Origin of the sequence: Bartonella sp. ML69XJBT (assembly GCF_028618515.1) — a bacterium.
Taxonomy (GTDB): domain Bacteria; phylum Pseudomonadota; class Alphaproteobacteria; order Rhizobiales; family Rhizobiaceae; genus Bartonella.
Map to the genome: position 1 here is coordinate 44,674 of NZ_JAQITB010000007.1, position 20,822 is coordinate 65,495.

A 20,822-nucleotide genomic window follows, 5' to 3' on the forward strand; every position below is an offset into this window, starting at 1 on the left:
ATATGTGTTGCTCCTTAGTTTTGATTTTCTGGATCAATACTATAGGGGGCATACTACATTTTAAAAGTGCTTTTTCTCTCTCAGTAAATCTGCAAGAAACTTCTCACATATCTTTATCGATGTCGTGTAAGCTCCTTCTAAATAACATCTTGCCATAAATAACAAAGTTACAGCTTTTAATAATTTAAAAATTTATTTCATTTTTCCCCTTCAAATAAATTTGTCCACGATGGGAAAAAACCATAAAGTCTTTAGAATATCGCATTCATCTCCAAAACAAGCATGGATACTGTTAGGATCTGCAATATTGGTGAATGCTTTTTTCTATTAATTGCCATTTGCTTAAACTGTTTTGTAGATCAAACATTATTGCCGATCTATCTAGTACAAAATTATCTTTATGTTCATCAAAACTGACAGAGGCGTATTTTCCTCCACTCAGCTAATCTAACTCACCTGCCCTAGCCACAGAGCATGCGATGCCGCATCTATAAAGATTATCACTTATTTTGCCTGTTATCCTGTACACTTTTTTATTCTTATTGCCCTGTCCGTCCACTGGGACTATAGGCGTAAAATTTCAATCTTATATTGGCCATTTCTTTTCAACAAATCTTGTGCTTCTTGTGTTGAGTTGGTAAGAGAAAAGAAGTTATTCTCCAGAAACTTCAGATATTATACTATCATTGATATTCTGATATAACAGAATTGGCTTGTCAAAATATAACAAAATTCAAAGCCTGCTTTTTAAATAAAACTGATAGAACAATATTGCACATGTATGGAAAAGAAAAAATACATAAATTATTAGTTATTATCAGTATCAATAATTAATTTTATTTATTACTTTTAAAAATAAATTTAAATATATTATATTTATAAATAAATATAATTATAAAGTCTGATTAAATTATGCACTGTTAAAATTCTTAGTAGCTATCTTTACTTATAAAAGTGTTGATCCATAATATTCATTCGTCTTTACTGTTTATATTCTATGTAGACTTGCAGTAGTTATTAATGATAGTATAAAAACATCTTCAAAACAAAAATGGTGATGAAAAAACTCTTCCTAATTTCTGGAGGGTGTTTAGCAAACGTCTTTTCCTTTGAAGTTTCAATTCGTTTTTTTATTTAACCTTTGCTGCTATTTTAATTCATTTTGCTTTTTCTTTAGATTGTAAATTTTAAGTACATAAAAACAAATAACAAGCCAAATAATCCAACTAACACCCACGATCAAAACTGGCCGTGTATCATCGAAAAACCATAACAGAACAAAGATGAAAATCATAAATAAAACAGAAAAAACTGATCCTATCGGCCACAATGGAATTGGAAATTTTAAACTACACTGTACTTCTTTAGATATTCTAAGCCGCATAAAAATTTGCGAAAGTAAAATCATCATCCAGACAAAAACCGTTGCAAATGTTGCCATTGCTGCAATAAGAAAAAAGAGTCCTTCGTGGTAAAAATAATTAAGGACAACACCAAGAAGGAAGATGATAAAGATCAACAAAATAACAAGAATTGGTATACCGTTTTTTGATAAATGTTGAAATTTTTTTAAAGCATAACCTTCTTGCGATAATCCATGTATCATGCGACAAGCACCGTACATTCCACTATTCATTGCCGAAATAGCTGCTGTAACAATAACAATGTTCAAAATATTCGCTGCATATGAAATTCCAAGATTTTCAAAAATTGCAACAAAAGGACTATCCATAAGACCAATTTTATTCCAAGGATAAAGGGACATTAGAATAGCTAACGTCATGATATAAAAAAGCAAAACACGAACTGGAGTAGAATTAATTGCCTTTGAGATTGTTTGATGAGGATTTTGTACTTCCATCACTGTCATCCCTATGATTTCTATACCACCAAAAGCAAAGACAACAACACTAAAACAAGCAAAAAAACCAAACCAGCCATTGGGAAAAATACCACCATTTTCCCATAAATTATGAACACTGATAATAGAAGAATTCGTATTTGTATCCCAGCCAAATAAAATTATTGCTAGCCCTAAAATAATCATTGCAATAATAGCAATAATTTTAATGGAGGATAGCCAAAACTCTAGTTCACCATATACTTCTACTGCTGCTAAATTAATCCCTGTAATAATCAGTGTAATACTAAGTGCCCATATCCAAGGTGCAACATGAGGATACCAAAACCCCATATAAGTTGCAAAAGCTGTAATATCAGCTAAACCAACAAGAATCATTTCAAATACATATGTCCATCCCGTTAAAAAACCAGCCAACGGTGATATGTAATTTGCAGCATAACGAGCAAAAGAACCGGGCATTGGATTATGAATAATCATCTCTCCAAGCGCTCGCATAACCATAAAAATAGCTAAACCAGCAATACAATAGGCAATCAAAACACTTGGACCAGCAAGCTTAATCGCTTGTGCTGATCCGTAAAACAGACCTGTACCAATAGCAGAGCCAAGAGCTAAAAAAATAACTTGACGCTTGTTCATGCCCCGTTTCAGTTCATTTATTGCCATTTTTTTCCTTCTTCATTGAATTTTGATAAAACTCGCACTACAGCACCAACTCTATGATAAATACAGCTTCATATTTCTCTCAAAAATATATTTTAAAAAGTATAAAACACTGACCCGCTAGACACTTTGTCTTAGGTAATGAAAAATACTTTTATTGCGAATGATCCAAACTTTTTATAGCCTACAATTGTGTATCATTTCATTGAGATAATAATGATTTTTTTACAATTGTCATTTAATTCGTTTCGTATTTTCTATTTTTTACAGAAAAATAGAAGCTCTCAAGCTTCTACCATACTAGTTGGGCATAAGTATGTTAATTGTTTTTGTTATTTTCGCAAATTCTCTTACTTTTTAGCTCATAACAATAAAAATTATACATAGTAGCCTATAAAACAACTTGCTAATATGCAACGCTATAACTTAATCAGTGATAGAGTGAATCCCGCCAATTTTCAAAAGCTTGCGAAAATCTAGCACCTACCCATCTCTTAAAGACTGTAACCGTCTTCAATGCGATTCCTCCAAGAAAAACAGCTATTGCGGTAAAAATAACCTTTTCAATTTTTTGCTCAATAATAGATTTACCATTTTCTCTAGAACTTTGATCTGAAATAGTAATAAATGTTTTATTTGTTCTTTGACAAAAAATATCTTTCCTTTGTGTCCCCACGGTAATGAAAATATTCTCTTGAGATCTATCTCTCCAAATTTTTGCATGAACCTCTACGATTGATAAAAAATACAAAATGACAGTTGTTAGAATAGATAATTTATTTTTTGCAAACATTTCTTTTTCCTTTATGTTTATTTTAAATAACAAATAAGTAAATATTAAACGCATAAGGATCTAAATACAAAAATATAGATAATAAAAATATTAACTTTACTTTGTATAAATAAGAATAATATAGATTTATACATTAGAAAATTTAATACAGAAAAAGAACATTATATAAATATTTAGAAAATCTTAAAAATATTTCTTCTTATAAGCTTGTTTTAGTAAATCACATCATCGTAAAGATAATGTTGGCAATATAACAGGAAATGCCTTTTCAATATAATCAGCAAATAAATGATCACAGATTTATTTAGTTGTGCAAAGTATCATTATGAAGCCACAAACGTTGCATGAGAAAGCCAACAGTTAAATGGCTTTCTTTATAAACTTTAAAAACAAATATTATTGGGGATACAATGGAGGAAAAATTGTTTCTGGTAAAATGGATAATAAGTGCCCTTCACGTACAAGCATATGTGCTTTATGAAGATCTGGAGCCATGTAGCGATCTTCCTTAAGAGTGTCAATATTTTTGCGTAGATGCTCCATAACAGACTGTAGGAAGAAACTTGTTTTCAAAGGTGTACGATATTCAATTCCTTGTGCTGCAACAAGTGTTTCAATGCCAATAATGGTAAAAAGGTTTTCACTCATTGCCAATAACCGGCGAGCACCATGGCAAGCCATTGAAACGTGATCTTCCTGATTTGCGGATGTTGGCGTTGAATCTACAGAAGCAGGATGTGCCATTTGTTTATTTTCAGACATTAAAGCTGCAGCGGTTACTTCAGCAATCATAAAACCTGAATGAAGACCAGCATTTTGCGCTAAAAAAGCTGGCAGTCCATAAGAAACTGCTGGATCAACCATAAGAGCAATACGCCTTTGGCAAATAGAGCCAATTTCACATAAAGCAAGAGCAATTTGATCAGCAGCGAATGCTACAGGTTCAGCATGAAAATTTCCCCCCGATATCACTGCACCATCGCTTAAAATCAATGGATTATCTGTAACCGCATTTGCTTCAATAATAAGTGTTTTTGCTGCTGCGATAAGAACATCAAAACATGCTCCCATAACTTGTGGTTGGCAACGTATACAGTAAGGATCTTGTACACGATCATCATCACGTAAATGTGTAGCTCGAATTCCTGAATCCTTTAAAAGCTTTTCTAATGTTTGTGATACAGCAATCTGTCCATAATGACCTCGTAAAGTATGAATATCGGGATGAAATGGTGCTGTTGATCCCATGATAGCATCTGTTGTCAAAGCCCCTGCAAGAAGTCCACCACACAATGCCCGATGACTACGAAAAAGACCTGCAAGAGCAAGTGCTGTCGATGTTTGGGTGCCATTAATAAGAGCTAAACCTTCTTTTGCCTGTAAAATAATAGGAGATAACCCTGCTTTTTCTAAAGCTGCAGCTCCACTCATGCGCGTGTTTTGAAAAAATGCTTCTCCCTCTCCCATCATAACAGCAGCCATATGAGCAAGTGGGGCAAGATCACCCGATGCACCAACAGAACCCTTTTCAGGAATGACAGGAATAACGTCTTTTGCAAGCATATTTTCTAGCAAATGTATCAATTCTAAACGAACACCAGAAGCTCCTCTTCCCAAAGAAAGAAGCTTTAAAGTCATTATCAAGCGTACAATATTTTCAGCTAAAGGTTCTCCTACCCCACAACAATGTGACAAAATAAGATTTCTTTGTAAAATGGCAACATCGCTTGCACCAATTTTAATCGAAGCTAATTTACCAAAACCAGTATTGATGCCATAAACTGGCTCACTCCCCGCAGAAATTTCAGCAATACGCTCAGCCCCTTTTTTAATAGATAAATATGTATCACTGTGAAGTTTGCTTATTTCATCATTGAAATAAATAGTCTTGAGTTCACTAAGTGTTACCTCACCCGGTTTTAATATAATTGTCATAATTTTCTTTCTTGTTTATTTTATATGATACTTAATATCATTAGGCTTCTCTATAAAAATATAAAAAGCTATGGATACTCTTTGAGAAGAATTCAAACCAATCAAATAAATAAATTCTGTTCATTTTTTCTTTAAATTATAAACAGCAAAATCAATTATTTGTCTTTATTTTCTTAGAGAAATCCTTGATACATATCTTCTCAGCTCTAGCCAAAACTTGTTTTGTGTTATTTGAAGAATTTGCTTATATTTTTTGGCATAAATCCCCCCATAATTAATAAAAATTCAGTAAATTGATATATTTAAAAATATCAATAAAAATAATTATAGTTTAGTCATAATACAAATTATAAATTAATTATACTTAAATATAAGTTAAGATAAATAACAAAAAAAATAAGATTATGAAATTGTATTAATAATACATATTTCAATATCTATATTTTTATGAATTTTATATTTAAATCATTATGATAATAATATTTATTTTTTAGTCAACACTTTGCAAATTTGCGATCAAAGTGATAAAAATGCTCATGTAACAAAAAGGGTAATTTTCTTTATGGTGAAAAAGAAAAAGTAGCAGACAATAAAATTGCCCATTTTAATAAGATAACTATAAACTGATACCGCTTTACCAATAATTTTTATAAAATATTTTTTCAAGCGAATAATAAAGAAGTTATTTACTCTATCTATCGAAATAAAGGAAGATATTAGAAATAACAAAGGAGAATGGTTTTATATGCTGAACGCTTTCATAACATACCCCTTTCTTTAATCCAATATTCAACATACTGAACAGAAAAGGCTACATAGAAAACACAAAAAACGTATTCTTCTAAAATTATTTGTTTTTCGTACATAACTTAACAGAGAATTCTCACAACTATTTTAATAAAAAAGTTTTATTTCTTCTCAGATCATATGCTCACAAAAATAATACGAGATAGAACGAAAAAGTGTGGTGCACCCGACAGAATTCGAATCTGTGACCTCTGCCTTCGGAGGGCAGCGCTCTATCCAGCTGAGCTACGGGTGCTTACAATTGAACAGTAATCTTTTAACTGATCATACTCTCAGCTGCAATAATGAATTCTTATTCTTTTTTAAATAGGTGTTCATGGTTTATATTACGATACAATTTTTTTATCCTTTTCCGCTATGATATATTACCTGAAACAAATCAATTTTCAGACATAATGCTTTTTCTTACAAAAATGTTTTTTTATGATACAGCTTCAAAACTCCCCCTAAATAGACTAAAAAATAAACTGTGAATATCAGGATAATTCTTAATGATTACATTACCAAATCGCTTCCATTTCATTTCTGCTGAAACTGAGGAAGCCATAAAAGCTACTGATAAATTAATTTCTGCATACGGAAATGCTTCTCTCGAAGATGCTGACGTTGTTATTGCAATCGGTGGTGATGGAACAATGTTACAAACGGTACGAGACATTATGGACACAAGAAAACCTATTTATGGTATGAATCAAGGTTCTGTAGGATTTCTTATGAATGAATTTCATGAAAAGAAATTGCCAAATCGCATTGCTGCCGCGCATAAAAAGGAAATTCATCCCTTACGTATGATTGCAGAAGCTGAATGTCAAGGAACCATTGAAGCGTTAGCAATTAATGAAGTTTCTCTTTTTCGTCAATCCTATCAAGCAGCAAAAATTCGCATTAGCATTGATGACAATATACGCATGGAACAATTAATTTGTGATGGTATTCTTGTTGCCACACCAGCAGGATCTACAGCATACAATTTATCCGCACAAGGACCTATTTTACCCCTCATGGCTCCACTTATGGCACTCACTCCCGTTAGTCCCTTTCGTCCACGACGTTGGCATGGTGCATTGCTTCCCAATACGGCAAAAATACGCTTTGATATGCTCGAAGCTGATAAACGTCCCGTCAATGCAGCTGCTGATAATGTTGAAGTTAAATCTGTTCACTCCGTCACTATTTTAACAGCAACAGAAATAACAGCTTCAATTCTTTTTGATGCTAATCATTCATGGGATGAGCGTATTTTATCAGAACAATTTCGCTATTAAATATTGTATTATGCTCTCTATGTGTATATGGCTGTTATAGTTGACTTTTTTGTGAAGTCGCCTTAACCCCTCCAGAGTAGTGTAATATTTAATTTCACGAATAATTCAGTAGCGAAACTAAAATCGCAAAGCAATTGATAAAAAAATGATAGCACTTTTAAACAGTTTTGATGATTTCGGTCTTTCCACAAAGGTTATTAAAGCCATAAAATCAGTGGGATATACAGTTCCAACACCTATTCAGAGTGAGACAATCCCCCATGTCCTTCAAAGAAAAGATGTTTTAGGAATTGCTCAAACAGGAACGGGGAAAACTGCTTCTTTTGTTTTACCTATGCTTACATTACTTGAAAAAGGTCGTGCGAGAGCACGAATGCCCCGTACTCTCATACTAGAACCAACAAGGGAGCTTGCAGCCCAAGTTGAAGAAAATTTTGATAAATATGGAATAAATCATCGTTTAAATGTTGCATTGTTGATTGGTGGCGTTTCCTTTGAACAGCAAGACCGTAAACTTGAACGGGGTGCTGATGTACTTATAGCAACACCAGGACGCCTTCTTGATCATTTTGAACGCGGTAAATTGCTCCTCATGGGAGTTGAAATTCTTGTTATTGATGAAGCTGATCGCATGTTGGATATGGGATTTATTCCTGATATTGAACGCATCTGTAAATTAACGCCTTTTACACGGCAAACTTTGTTTTTCTCTGCAACAATGGCGCCAGAAATCAGCAAACTGACAAAGCAATTTTTACATGCTCCTGTATCTATTGAAGTTACAAAAGCCTCCTCAACAGCAAGTACGATTACACAACGGCTCGTCAAATCTGGAAATAAGTCGTGGGATAAAAGAGCGGTTTTACGAGAACTTATTCATAATGAAGGCGATGAACTTAAAAATGCTATTATTTTCTGTAATAGAAAGAGAGATATTTCTGAACTTTTTAGATCACTCGTAAGACATAATTTTAGTGTAGGCGCACTTCATGGAGATATGGACCAATATTCGCGTACAAACACCCTAACCGATTTTAAAAATAATAAACTTAAACTTCTTGTTGCTTCTGACGTTGCTGCCCGTGGACTTGATATCCCAGCTGTAAGCCATGTTTTCAACTATGACGTTCCTACACATGCTGAAGACTACATTCATCGAATTGGTCGTACAGGACGTGCAAACCGTAGCGGAAAAGCTTTTACTATTGTTACAAAAGCTGATCAAAAATATATTAGTGCCATTGAAGAAATGAGTAACGAAAAAATTGAATGGCTCAATGGAGATCTCTCTACATTAACAACTGATGATCAAGAAGAAGAGATCATTTTAAAGAAAAAATTTCCAAAATCATTACAGAAAACCGCTTCAAAAAGACCTATCGTTCAAACTAAAAAGAATTTAAAAGATGATAAAGCGGATTATATTCAATCTGAAAAGAATAAAGCAAAGCCCTCTGAACAACACCACTCTCGAAAAAACAAGATGTCTTCTCCCTCTGGATTTGGTGATGATATTCCAGCATTTATGCTCATAAAGACCCGCAATTAAACAGAAAAATTCTTTTCTTTGAAAAGACAAAAAATAAAATGTTTTTAAAACGTTGCTCTTATCCGCTTTGAAGAGTCAATCTTTTTATCACCTTCTCGCGCCCTAAAAGTGGCAAAAGTCTGCCCATTTCAGGACCATGATCCATTCCAGTAAGAGCCTGACGTAATGGCATAAACAAAGCTTTCCCACTACGACCTGTTTTTTCTTTTAATGCTTTCGTCCAAACTGTCCAGCTTTCATCATTCAGCACACCTTCAGGCAAGAAATCGAGTGACTGACGAACGAATGTATAATCCTCAACCAGCACTGTATCAAAATGCTTATCATCATGAATAATTTCCCACCATAAGATAGCATCATTCACTTTATCAATATTACTTCTTATCACATTCCAAAAACACTCCGCCTTTTCTCCCTCAATAGAAAGACTTTCAAGGCGTGTTTTAACTTCTGCATAAGTTAATTCATGGACGAGATGACTATTTAAAGTAGAAAGATCAGTAATATCAAATTTTGCAACGGATCTCGACGTATCTTGCAGGTTAAAATGTTTTAAAAGTACTGCTTGATGCGGATAGGGATGCACATTTTGCGATGTTCCAATCAAAACCGCAAGGCATTGAATAATTATAGATTCAAATCCTTCTTCTCGTAAAGAGCGAATAGAAAGATCATTGTTCCGTTTTGATAGTCCTTTTCCTAAAACTGTTGTCAATAAATTGAAATGGCCAAAGATTGGTAATTCTGCACCAAGAGCTTTAAAAAGAGCAATCTGAACACCAGTATTGGTAATGTGATCATCGCCACGAATAATGTGTGTAATGGCCATATCTATATCATCAACGACAGAGGGTAATGTATAAAGATAACTTCCATCTTTACGAATGAGAACAGGATCTGAAAGAGATGCCAAATCAATTGTCTGCTTCCCTTTTACCGCATCATCCCAGCAAATTTCTGTTCGCTTTGTTTGTAAAGGATTATTTTCAAAATTAGGAAGAAGAAAACGCCAATGCGGTTTACGACCTTGCGATTCAAATAGTTTTTGATCCTCTACTGTTAATTTCAATGCAGAACGATCATAAATAGGAGGCAATTTACGAGAAAGCTGGATTTTACGACGCCGCTCTAATTCTTCTGCAGTCTCATAACAGGGATAAAGAAGACCACTTTGTTTGAGAGTTTCTGCAACTTCATCATATCGAGGAAACCGTTTAGATTGATAATAAACCTCATCCGGTTGAATATTAAGCCACTCAAGATCAACTGCAATAGCATCAATATATTCCTGTTTAGAACGTTCAACATCCGTATCATCATAGCGCAAAATAAATGTTCCATTATGCGCTTGTGCATAAAGCCAGTTGAAAAGGGCACTACGGATATTGCCAATGTGAATATAACCTGTTGGAGAGGGTGCAAAACGAACTTTTACCATAAAAACAACACTCAATTCTTATCGCGAAAACGATTGACTATAGGATAACGACGATCACGTCCAAAGTTCTTGTCACTGATTTTTACGCCGGGCGCTGATTGTCGCCTTTTGTATTCTGCACTATAGAGAAGATCTTCAATTTTCTCAACCGTTTCGCGTGAATACCCACGTTTAACAATATCATAAACACTCATGTCATCTTCCACAAGAGACTGCAAGATATCATCTAAGACAGGATAAGGAGGAAGAGAATCTTCATCTTTTTGATTTTCCCGAAGCTCTGCAGAAGGTGCCTTTTCTATAATACAAGAAGGGATCACAATTCCCTCTGGTCCCCTTAAATTTTGTAAGTGGTTTTTATTGCGCCACTGTGCCAATGCATAGACCTGTGTCTTATAAATATCTTTAAGAGGATTAAAACCTCCATTCATATCACCATAAAGTGTAGCATATCCTACAGCCATTTCCGATTTATTACCTGTCGTTACCAGCATTGAACCAAATTTATTTGAAAGCGCCATCAAAACCGTGCCACGTATACGACTTTGAAGATTTTCTTCTGTCACATCAGATGGCAAGCCTGAAAAAACAGGCGACATTATATTCAAAAAAACCTCAACAGGTTGCACAATTGGTATCACTTCATAACGACACCCTAAAAGATCTGCACATTCTTTGGCATCTTGCAATGAATTTTGTGAAGTATAATGATAAGGCATCATTACGGTGCGAACCCTTTCAGCACCAAGGGCATCTACCGCCATAACCGTACAAAGAGCTGAATCAATTCCTCCTGAAAGACCAAGAACAACATCCTTAAAACGATTTTTATTGACGTAATCTCTCAACCCCAAAATACAAGCTTGATAATCAGCAGCTAACCCATTGAGAAGATTTTCATTTGGACCAGAAATACATTGCCACCCTGTCTCTTTTCGTTGCCAATGGCTTACAGCAATATGGTTTTCAAAATGTTTCATTTGAAATACGATTTTTCCCTGCCCATTCAACGCAAAAGATCCCCCATCAAAAACCAGCTCATCCTGACCACCAATTTGATTAGCATAAATAACCGGTATGCCGGATTGAAGAACTTGCTTACGCACAACTTCTATTCGTTTTAGTGTTTTATCACGTTGATAGGGAGACCCATTAAGGACGAGAATAACCTCAGCCCCTTTATTAGCAAGTTCTGCACAAAGAGAAGCATCATTCCAAATATCTTCACAAATCACAATACCTAGTTTTAGTCCGTGATAGGCGATAGGCTCAGGACGAAAACCTGGAGAAAATAGCCTCTTTTCGTCAAATTCAGCATAATTAGGTAAATCAAACTTCAAGCTTTCAAAAACAATTCGTCCTTCATCAAGAAGGACAACTCCATTGTAATTTTTGTCATTACGCTCTAGCGGAAGACCAATGATAATTCCTGGTCCCTCTTTTGTTATCTTTGCTAATTTTTTAACAGCATCTTCGCATCTTTTGATAAAAGCGGGTTTAAGAACAAGATCTTCCGGTGGATAAGCACTTATAAAAAGCTCCGTGAATAAAACAAGATCAGCACCCTCTTCCTTCGCCTGCTGATGCGCCATTACAGCAAGAGAAAGATTTCCCTCAATATCACCGACAACAGGATTTAATTGGGCAATTGCTACCCGAAAATCATTTTTCATAAGCCTTTGTATCATTTCATCTGTTTGGTGACCACAACTCTGTTGTAATTATCAGAAACATTTCTTTTTCCAAAGAATCTATTTTCCTATAAGTCGTAAAATAAAAAATGCTATACCATTTTTGTCTAACCATTGGCAGCAAGAGCCACTGAATCAGTACAACGATTTTTTTTAAGAAGTTCAGCAACAAGAAAAGCCAATTCTAATGCTTGATCTGCATTTAATCGCGGATCACATTGTGTATGATAGCGGTCAGATAAATCTTCAACAGAAATAGCATGTGCTCCACCTGTACATTCGGTTACATCACGACCTGTCATTTCAATATGAATGCCCCCTGGATAAGTTCCCTCCCCATAATGCACTGCAAAAAAATTCTCTACTTCCTTTAAAACATAATCAAAGGGGCGTGTCTTATAGCCATTTAAAGTCACTGTATTACCGTGCATTGGATCACATGACCATATCACCGCACGCTTCTCGCATTCAACTGCACGGATCAATTTAGGCAGATAATGCTCCACCTTATCATAACCAAAGCGTGTAATAAGCGTTAACCGTCCCAGTTCATTCTCAGGATTTAAAATATCAATTAATCTCAGAAGCTCATCAGGCTCAAGTGAAGGACCACACTTCAATCCAAGGGGATTTTTAATACCGCGGCAATATTCAACGTGAGCATGATCAACCTGACGTGTACGATCACCAATCCATAACATATGGCCAGAAGTTGCATACCAATCTCCAGAGGTTGAATCGATCCGCGTCAAAGCCTCTTCATAGCCAAGCAAAAGAGCTTCATGACTGGTATAAAAAGATGTTTCACGTAATGAAGAATTTGTTTTAGAGGTTATCCCTATAGAACGCATAAAATCAATCGCTTCAGAAATACGCTCTGCTAACAATTCATAACGTTCTCCCTGAGGGCTTTGAGAAACAAAGCTCAACATCCATGCATGAGCATTTTCTAAATTGGCATATCCTCCTTGTGAAAAAGCACGCAGTAGATTGAGTGTTGCTGCAGATTGGCGGTAAGCCATAGACATTCGTTGCGGATCAGGAATACGAGAATCCGACTTAAATTCAATGCCATTAATAATATCTCCTCGATAAGAGGGAAGCTCAACTCCCCCTTTATGTTCCATGTCTGAAGAACGTGGTTTTGCAAACTGACCAGCAATGCGCCCGACTTTAACAACAGGCTTAAAGCTGCCAAAAGCTAAAACAATCGCCATTTGTAAAAATACACGAAAAAAATCACGAATATTATCAGCCTCATGTTCTGCAAAGCTTTCTGCACAATCACCTCCTTGTAATAAAAAAGCTTGACCTTGTGTAACAGCGGCTAATTCATTTTTCAAATCACGTGCCTCACCTGCAAACACCAAAGGAGGATAACTCCGTAGCTTTCGTTCAACATCTGCTAATACAGTCTGATTCGGATAAGCTGGAACTTGTTTAACTGGCTTTGTTCTCCAAGAGCTTGGTGTCCATTCTTTTATCATTTGCACTCTCTCCAGAGCTTAAGCGCATAAGCTTAGTATACTAAAAACTTTGCTGCTTATTATAATTTATGCTCTTCTATTTTCTTCCCATTTTCATATACATAACTTGGTTTATACATTGTTACCAATTCTTCTGCCATCGTTGGATGCAGTGCCATAGTCTCATCAAAAATATCCTTCGTTAGTTTTCCTTTAAGAGCTATACCAACAAGTTGTGCCATCTCAGCAGCATTTTCTCCTAAAATATGCGCACCAACAACAATGCGGCTTTCACCATCAACGATAAGTTTCATAAGCATTTTTTCCAAACTTCCGGAAAGAATATTGCGCATAGGACGAAAAACTGTACGATAAATCTCAAGACGCTTATAACGCTGAATCGCATCCTCTTCTGAAAGACCAACCGTTCCAATCTCAGGCTGCGAAAAAACCGCTGTTGCAATTAAATCATGATCAGGTATAGTAGGTACGTTCTCAAATGCAGTCTTAACAAAACACATTGCATCATAAATTGCGACAGGTGTTAATTGAATATGGCCTGTTACATCACCAACTGCCCAAATGTGAGGTACATTCGTTGTCATTTTTTCATCAACAACAATTGCACCAAATTCGTTTACTTCTATACCAGTTTTTTCAAGCCCTAAACCCATTGTATTTGGTACACGACCGGTAGCCAACATAATCTGATCGGTATTGATCGTTTGTCCATCTGATAAAGTGACATCATAACAACCACCTGTCTCTTGTACTTGAGAGACTGTCACCCCATAAAGAATAGAAATCCCTTTTTCAATCATTGCATCATGAAGCAATTGCCGTAAATCATGGTCAAACTTACGAAGAATTAAATCACCACGATGGATTAGCGTTGTTTGTACACCTAACTCATGAAAAATATTGGCAAATTCAACACCAATATATCCACCACCAACAATAATTATTGATTTTGGGAGTTTTTCAAGATCAAAAATTTCATTGGAAGTAAGGCACAAACCACTGCCTCGTATTGCAGTACTTGGTGCAACTTTTGCCCCCGTCGCTATGAGAATTTTTTCTGCGGTTATCCGCTCACCTGTTAGAGAAAGCTCTAATGTGTGATCATCCACAAAAACAGCACGGCTTTCATAAATATGAACATTATTATTTTGTAGTCCCTTGCGATAGAGACCTTCTAATCTTGATATTTCTTCATTTTTAGCCGCAACTAATTTCTCCCAGCTAAAAATTGGATCCGCATATTTCCATCCAAAACCAACACTCTTACGAAATTCTTTTGCATATTGTGAAGCATAAACATACAATTTCTTGGGAACACAACCGCGAATAACACAAGTCCCCCCGATACGATATTCTTCTGCTATAGCCACACGCTTACCAAGTCCTCCAGCAAGGCGTGCTGCGCGTACCCCACCAGAGCCACTTCCAATCACGAATAAATCAAAGTCAAAAGATCCCACAAACTATCCCTTCTTATATGTTTACAACAATAGGCTATGATCATTCATTATCAAATAAAAGTCTTTATTTGTTTTCAAATATCACTTTTTTATAGAGCAATGTCTTTTAAGAACCAACTTTTATTAAAAACGGCGGAAAACCCACCGTTTTTGTTATAAACTAGAAAACACCTATGATTGTAATGATATCAATCAACCTATTTTTTATTTTCTGAAGAGTTCGATTTTTCAGGCGTAAGAGAGTTATCCAAATTAAGTGTTTCGGACATTTCTTTTTTTACATTTTTTACAAGATCCTGCATCAGAGCAGAACGCCATGTATCAAACGTAGAATAGGCATCACGCGCAAGATTTGGAACTTCTGTCAAAAATTTCTTACCGGTATCAGAATTATAAAATGCCGTGATCTCATCAAGTTCTTGCTGAGTAAAATATTTGGCATACACATGAGCAATCTCTTTTTCTAAATCAGAGCGTCGTTTAGCTAAAGCAAGTGCCTGTTTATCAACAATATCAGAAATAGCAGTTGCCAAATTGGGATCATCACCCATGAGTTCATCTTTGAGATCACGTGCTGCATTTGGTAAAAAGCTATCAAATTGATCTGTTGCACGAATAGCACTAATAGCTTTTCTGGCTGAAATTAAATGTTGCTCACTCACACCCTGTGCATGAGACATTCCTATATTCATAACCAAAACGGCAATTGCACCGAAATATACGACGATACGCTGACAAGAAAATACTTTTTTCATTAATGATTACCCCGATAACAATTATAATTTAAATTCGTTATTTTATCCAAAATCTTTCATATTTTACTGTGTTAACATATCTTGATGTAAACTGTCTTCTCTAAAAATCAAATGGTTCTAAAATTTTTATTTCTCCATTAGCCATAGCGACAATTGCACGCGAAGCTAATCCTAAAAAAAGACCATGCTCGACAACACCAGGAATTGCAAGAAGCGCATCTGATAATGATTTGGGCTGTAAAATACATCCCCAAAATGCATCAAAAATAAAGTGACCGCCATCTGTTCTAAAAGGCGTTTCTCCATTCATTCGCAAGACGACTTCTCCAAAAAGCCCTAAACCACCCGCTACTTTCTCTATGGCTTTGCGTGTAGTATGTACACCAAATGGATCAACTTCAATGGGTAATGCAAAAGCGCCAAGTTCTTTTACTACCTTTGTTTCATCCGCAATGACAAGCATCGCACGAGATGCCGATGCTACAATTTTTTCACGTAATAATGCCCCACCTCCCCCTTTAATGAGAGACATCCCTGGACCAATTTCATCCGCTCCATCAATATCAAGATCTAGCTCAGTTATTTGCTCCAATGTACTGATAGGTATTCCGAATTTACGACAGAGTTGTTCAGAATAGAGCGAGGTAGCAACACCAGTCACCCGTAACCCCTTTGCAACACGCTCACCAAGAAGGCGAATAAACTCATTTACTGTCGAACCAGATCCGATACCAAGCCGCATATCATCTTCAACAAATTCAAGTGCTTTTAAAGCCGCCATTTCTTTTAACTGCTGAACATTCATGAATTACTTTACCTTTTGTCCCATCAGCGACAGTTATCACAATGCGATAATAATGAAGTAGCCTATTACTTCAACCTGTTATCAATTTATTTGTCACCTTTTGATTGAGAAGAGATTTTAATTATTATAAATTATAAAAACAGATGATAAGAGTAAAATAGAATAATTAACAATTTTATCTCTTTAAAAAAATTTATTGATCTTTTCATTTTATTCTGCACACCTCGATGCGGTCACACATAAAAAGTTTGCTACAAACTTATCAAAGTGTTTAGATATAAAAACATTGCTGTCGTAAGAAAATTGGAAGCAGTTTCTCAATTTTCATAATATTGAGAAACGCACGGCAAAAAAGCATAATCAAAAAAAACTACCTATTATTTTTCTCTTGCTGTGTGAACACAAAAAAGGATGGAAAATACTACAGGCTATGCAATTTTTGTGAATATTGCCTGTGCATATTCCACGGTCTACGAAACCCCATCGAAGACCAAATAATATCTCCACTTTTAGTAATCATAACACTCCCTCGTGATAACAATTGTTGGAGAGTAAATATTATTTTTGCCTTTTTACTACATGTTTGATTATCCACTGCAAATGTCTTAATGACAATATCTGCCTCTAAACATTGATCTGTTTCTCCATGCAACACAATTACTTTTAATCCATTTGCTAATAAGGATGCGCATACATTATGATCACATATGAACTGTCCATGAAATGGCGGACCATATTTTGTTGGCTTGATCATCCCATTTACACGAAATAATTTTTCCCATATTGATGTCGTGAATTTAGAAATATGATGACGATCAATATATAACTTCTTTTCATCGATAACACCCACGAGCTTCATATTATCTGCTATAATGAGTTGTATCGGTGAACGCACAAAGCAAACAAAAAGACCAGACAAAATAAAAAAACTAAAAAAGAACCTAATGGGTGTTTTACAAAAAGTCAGTCCAACTAAACCTATACTTAATAAGACCAATGCAGATAACGGCATAAATCCAGGATTTAAAACAGGAGAAATAGATTTTATAGCATGAGCAATTTTTATCACAAGACCAATACCAAAACCCATAATTTGAAGTGGTAGCCATTCAAAGCCCCAAAACATTGAAAGGACTGCGATTAATCCAAAAGGTATGACGAAGATTGATACTATAGGTAAAGCTAAAGCATTGCTGATGATACTCAAGAATGCAATATTAGAAAAATGATAAGCAGCATAAATTCCACTGGCAGTTCCCGCTACAAACGAAGAGGCACATATGGAAAGTATTGATAAGAGAGCAAAATGAATGACTCCAGCTCCAACATAAGAGGGTGTTGTTTTTCTTATGCGATAAGATGACTGCCTGCCCCACCAATCAAAAAAAGCAATCAAAGCAGCAGTAGCAGAAAAGGACATTTGAAAGCTAGGTCCTAATATTTCATGCGGTGCAATAGCCAAAGTTATCAAACCTGCAATAGAGAAATTACGCATTGTTGCAGCAGAACGATTACACAAAACAGCAACCAACATAACAGCAATCATCACAAAACTTCTCTGTGCTGATACGGCAACACCAGACAAGAGCATATAAAACGCTGTTATCATTAAGGCAGCAATAGCAGCAAATTTTTTAGTAGAATAATAAGATGAGAAAACCGGAAAAAGTGCCAAAAAACCACGGATACTCACAAGAACTATGCTGCTCAACAAAGCCATATGTAAACCTGATATTGATAAAATATGGGCTAATCCAGCCGCACGCAATGCTTCATTTGTCTCATTTGAAATACCAGCTCGCTGTCCCGTTATAAGAGCAGCAGCAACATTCCCCTTTTCTCCGTCCATTGCCTTATGGATTCGTTGGGTTATATTGTTTCGTAAATTTTCAATTTTCTGTAAAACTCTATTAAATATTTTATTGGACTGTGAAACGGATATTTTAATTGGTTCTCCTAAATAAACTCCCTGGGCACCAATTCCTTTAAAATAATTATGGAAACTAAAATCATAACCTCCCGGATACACTGGCCCAGATAATGCACGGATCTTGACTTTTCCCTGTAGCCCATCACCAATTGCCGATCTATGTGGTAAGCGTTTTGCCGATAAACGAATACGATGAAGGCTATGACGTAATACAGGCTTTGCTGTCCTCAAAACATCTAGGACTAAACGAAACTCTCCCCCTTTTCCTGACTCAATAGAAACAATTCTTCCTGTTAGCGTGGTAATAACGTCGCTGCTCAGCATTGGTGTAGCTATCCGGTATGTTTCTATTTTTGCAGCCAAAGCACCCAATACAATACAAAACAGAAATCCTGTCAGAATCCAAATTCTCCGATAGAACCGTAAAATATACAACATTGCAATGCAGAGACTAATCAACATGGCAAATTGCCCCCAATTGGGCTCCTGCTCTAACCTAAAATAAAAAATGATACCTATGGAAAAAAAGACCAAAATTAAGGAGAAAAGAATTCCCCAAGAGATTTCTTTGTCGATGCAATCGACCAACCATTCCCAGAAAAAAATTATTGTATCTTTTAAAGGTGCAAAGATAAAAATCTTTCGTTTCTTACAAGTATCGTTATTTGCATCAGAACGGAGAGAAAAAGCTTTCTGCCATATCAGACTCGATGTTTTTCTTTCTGAAACATCGTTTATGGATAAACCATCCTTAACTTTATTTTTATCAAACATCTGCAAATCCCCACTTTACTTGCAATGCGGCTATTGCACCCTCCATCAGCTATGCTAACATAATCCTTCTATAAAGTCCTATAAATAACATCTTATTTTTAAAGGAAGAGATCCGTGTCCGTTATTACCCGCTTTGCCCCCTCACCAACAGGCTTCCTTCACATCGGAGGTGCTCGTACGGCCCTCTTTAATTGGCTTTATGCCAAACATACCGGTGGTAAAATGCTGTTACGAATTGAAGATACAGACAGAGAACGTTCAACAGAAGCAGCTGTAAAAGCCATTATAGACGGTTTGCACTGGATGGGACTTAGTTATGATGGAGCTCCTATTTCACAATTCGAACGCGCACAACGTCATCGTCAAGTTGCAGAACAATTGGTAAAAGATGGCAAAGCTTATTATTGTTATGCTTCTCCTGAAGAGCTGGCTGAAATGCGTGAAAATGCCCGTGCAGAAGGTCGCCCACCGCGTTATGATGGACGTTGGCGTGATCGTGATATTTCTAAAACGCCTAAAGACATCAAACCTGTTATTCGCATTAAAGCACCACAAGATGGGGAAACAATTGTGCACGACCGTGTTCAAGGTGACGTTCGCTTTCCTAATAAAGATCTCGATGACTTTATTATTTTGCGTTCTGATGGCTCACCTACTTATATGCACGCTGTAGTTGTTGACGATCATGATATGGGAGTCACTCACATTATACGTGGTGATGACCATCTCACAAATGCAGCTCGCCAAACAATTATTTTCAAGGCAATGGGATGGGATATTCCTGTTATGGCACATATTCCACTTATACATGGTGAAAATGGTGCAAAATTATCAAAGCGACATGGTGCCCTCGGTGTAGATGCTTACCGGACAATGGGTTATCTTCCTGCTGCTTTGCGAAATTACCTCGTTCGTCTGGGCTGGAGTCATGGTGATGACGAACTGATGTCAATGGAAGATATGATTTCTTGGTTTGATATTGATGATATTAATAAAGGTGCAGCACGTTTTGATCTCAAAAAACTCGATGCTATCAATGGGCATTATATACGCATGAGCAATGATCAAGATCTTTTTGAATCTGCTCTTAGTATTTTACCAGAAATTGAAGGTGGCTTACAAATCTTAGAAAGACTTGATGAACAACGTCGTGTTCAATTTCTAAAAGCTATACCACATTTGAAAGAACGTTCAAAAACATTGTGCGAACTCATTGACAATGCTTCTTTCATTTTTACACAACGACCATTACAACTTGACGAAAAAGCACAAACACTCCTAGATAAAAATGGACAAGCCATTTTAAACGATGTTTATCTTGCTCTGAAAGAAGTCCACTCTTGGGATACAAAAACGCTCGATGAAAAGCTTCGATCTTATGCGTGTACACAAGATCTCAAATTTGGCTCCATTGCACAACCACTTCGAGCAGCTCTTACAGGACGTCCAACTTCTCCTGGAGTCTTTGATGTTCTCATGTTACTGGGACGAGATGAATCACTCAATCGTATCAATGATCAACTTCTCACCACCACATGTTAGCGATATGTACATAGCCTATTAATCCGATAAGCATTCACGTACCAATGTTTCTACACAAACGGAA

The 20,822-nt window shown here is 36.0% G+C and carries 13 protein-coding genes and 1 tRNA gene; 3 read left to right on the forward strand and 11 right to left on the reverse strand.

Annotation, left to right across the window (positions count from 1 at the left end; all coding sequences use genetic code 11):
• Nucleotides 1–1,147 precede the first annotated feature (1,147 nt).
• The 4 genes from PVV68_RS03810 to PVV68_RS03825 form a co-directional block, all read right to left on the reverse strand.
• A complete protein-coding gene (locus PVV68_RS03810) occupies nucleotides 1,148–2,530 on the reverse strand; it encodes an amino acid permease (RefSeq protein WP_273720370.1) in 1,383 nt (460 codons plus the stop codon).
• Between the two features lie 427 nt (nucleotides 2,531–2,957).
• Nucleotides 2,958–3,320 (reverse strand): hypothetical protein, encoded by a 363-nt coding sequence (locus PVV68_RS03815; protein ID WP_273782673.1) that lies wholly within the window; start codon nucleotides 3,318–3,320, stop codon nucleotides 2,958–2,960.
• 396 nt (nucleotides 3,321–3,716) lie between these two features.
• Entirely contained in the window at nucleotides 3,717–5,255 is a 1,539-nt protein-coding gene (gene hutH, locus PVV68_RS03820) for a histidine ammonia-lyase (protein ID WP_273720368.1), read from the reverse strand.
• Nucleotides 5,256–6,220: 965 nt separating this feature from the next.
• Nucleotides 6,221–6,297: transfer RNA gene (locus PVV68_RS03825), tRNA-Arg, on the reverse strand.
• 256 nt (nucleotides 6,298–6,553) lie between these two features.
• Between PVV68_RS03825 and PVV68_RS03830 the strand changes: the two genes are divergently transcribed.
• Nucleotides 6,554–7,327: an NAD kinase gene (locus PVV68_RS03830; RefSeq protein ID WP_273720367.1), complete on the forward strand. Its 774-nt coding sequence runs from the start codon at nucleotides 6,554–6,556 to the stop codon at nucleotides 7,325–7,327.
• A 145-nt stretch (nucleotides 7,328–7,472) separates the two neighbouring features.
• Entirely contained in the window at nucleotides 7,473–8,876 is a 1,404-nt protein-coding gene (locus tag PVV68_RS03835) for a DEAD/DEAH box helicase (RefSeq protein ID WP_273720366.1), read from the forward strand.
• Nucleotides 8,877–8,934: 58 nt separating this feature from the next.
• On the opposite strand, the gene gltX (PVV68_RS03840) is transcribed toward PVV68_RS03835, so the two are convergent.
• The 7 genes from gltX (PVV68_RS03840) to PVV68_RS03870 form a co-directional block, all read right to left on the reverse strand.
• The gene (gene gltX / locus PVV68_RS03840) at nucleotides 8,935–10,314 is read right to left on the reverse strand and encodes a glutamate--tRNA ligase (RefSeq protein ID WP_273720365.1); all 1,380 of its coding nucleotides are present in this window, start codon (nucleotides 10,312–10,314) and stop codon (nucleotides 8,935–8,937) included.
• A gap of 11 nt (nucleotides 10,315–10,325) precedes the next feature.
• The gene (locus PVV68_RS03845; protein ID WP_273720364.1) at nucleotides 10,326–11,987 is read right to left on the reverse strand and encodes an NAD+ synthase; all 1,662 of its coding nucleotides are present in this window, start codon (nucleotides 11,985–11,987) and stop codon (nucleotides 10,326–10,328) included.
• Nucleotides 11,988–12,112: 125 nt separating this feature from the next.
• Entirely contained in the window at nucleotides 12,113–13,492 is a 1,380-nt protein-coding gene (locus PVV68_RS03850) for a class II 3-deoxy-7-phosphoheptulonate synthase (RefSeq protein ID WP_273720363.1), read from the reverse strand.
• A gap of 59 nt (nucleotides 13,493–13,551) precedes the next feature.
• Nucleotides 13,552–14,952: a glutathione-disulfide reductase gene (gor, locus tag PVV68_RS03855; RefSeq protein ID WP_273720361.1), complete on the reverse strand. Its 1,401-nt coding sequence runs from the start codon at nucleotides 14,950–14,952 to the stop codon at nucleotides 13,552–13,554.
• 197 nt (nucleotides 14,953–15,149) lie between these two features.
• Nucleotides 15,150–15,707, reverse strand: coding sequence for a DUF2059 domain-containing protein (locus PVV68_RS03860; protein ID WP_273720360.1), 558 nt, complete (start codon nucleotides 15,705–15,707; stop codon nucleotides 15,150–15,152).
• 100 nt (nucleotides 15,708–15,807) lie between these two features.
• Nucleotides 15,808–16,512, reverse strand: a complete 705-nt coding sequence (gene rpiA, locus PVV68_RS03865; protein ID WP_273720358.1) for a ribose-5-phosphate isomerase RpiA — start codon at nucleotides 16,510–16,512, stop codon at nucleotides 15,808–15,810.
• A gap of 421 nt (nucleotides 16,513–16,933) precedes the next feature.
• Nucleotides 16,934–19,216, reverse strand: a complete 2,283-nt coding sequence (locus PVV68_RS03870) for a ComEC/Rec2 family competence protein (RefSeq protein WP_273720356.1) — start codon at nucleotides 19,214–19,216, stop codon at nucleotides 16,934–16,936.
• Between the two features lie 114 nt (nucleotides 19,217–19,330).
• Here PVV68_RS03870 and gltX (PVV68_RS03875) point away from each other — a divergent pair, with 114 nt between their 5' ends.
• Nucleotides 19,331–20,758, forward strand: coding sequence for a glutamate--tRNA ligase (gene gltX, locus PVV68_RS03875; RefSeq protein WP_273720355.1), 1,428 nt, complete (start codon nucleotides 19,331–19,333; stop codon nucleotides 20,756–20,758).
• Nucleotides 20,759–20,822 lie beyond the last annotated feature (64 nt).

What these genes read in the sequence shown, in the direction of transcription:
- PVV68_RS03810 (WP_273720370.1), bottom strand. Translation starts at nt 2,530, where the DNA reads ATGGCAATAAATGAACTGAAACGGGGCATGAACAAGCGTCAAGTTATT.
- PVV68_RS03815 (WP_273782673.1), bottom strand. Translation starts at nt 3,320, where the DNA reads ATGTTTGCAAAAAATAAATTATCTATTCTAACAACTGTCATTTTGTAT.
- hutH (WP_273720368.1), bottom strand. Translation starts at nt 5,255, where the DNA reads ATGACAATTATATTAAAACCGGGTGAGGTAACACTTAGTGAACTCAAG.
- PVV68_RS03830 (WP_273720367.1), top strand. Translation starts at nt 6,554, where the DNA reads ATGATTACATTACCAAATCGCTTCCATTTCATTTCTGCTGAAACTGAG.
- PVV68_RS03835 (WP_273720366.1), top strand. Translation starts at nt 7,473, where the DNA reads ATGATAGCACTTTTAAACAGTTTTGATGATTTCGGTCTTTCCACAAAG.
- gltX (WP_273720365.1), bottom strand. Translation starts at nt 10,314, where the DNA reads ATGGTAAAAGTTCGTTTTGCACCCTCTCCAACAGGTTATATTCACATT.
- PVV68_RS03845 (WP_273720364.1), bottom strand. Translation starts at nt 11,987, where the DNA reads ATGAAAAATGATTTTCGGGTAGCAATTGCCCAATTAAATCCTGTTGTC.
- PVV68_RS03850 (WP_273720363.1), bottom strand. Translation starts at nt 13,492, where the DNA reads ATGATAAAAGAATGGACACCAAGCTCTTGGAGAACAAAGCCAGTTAAA.
- PVV68_RS03860 (WP_273720360.1), bottom strand. Translation starts at nt 15,707, where the DNA reads ATGAAAAAAGTATTTTCTTGTCAGCGTATCGTCGTATATTTCGGTGCA.
- rpiA (WP_273720358.1), bottom strand. Translation starts at nt 16,512, where the DNA reads ATGAATGTTCAGCAGTTAAAAGAAATGGCGGCTTTAAAAGCACTTGAA.
- PVV68_RS03870 (WP_273720356.1), bottom strand. Translation starts at nt 19,216, where the DNA reads ATGTTTGATAAAAATAAAGTTAAGGATGGTTTATCCATAAACGATGTT.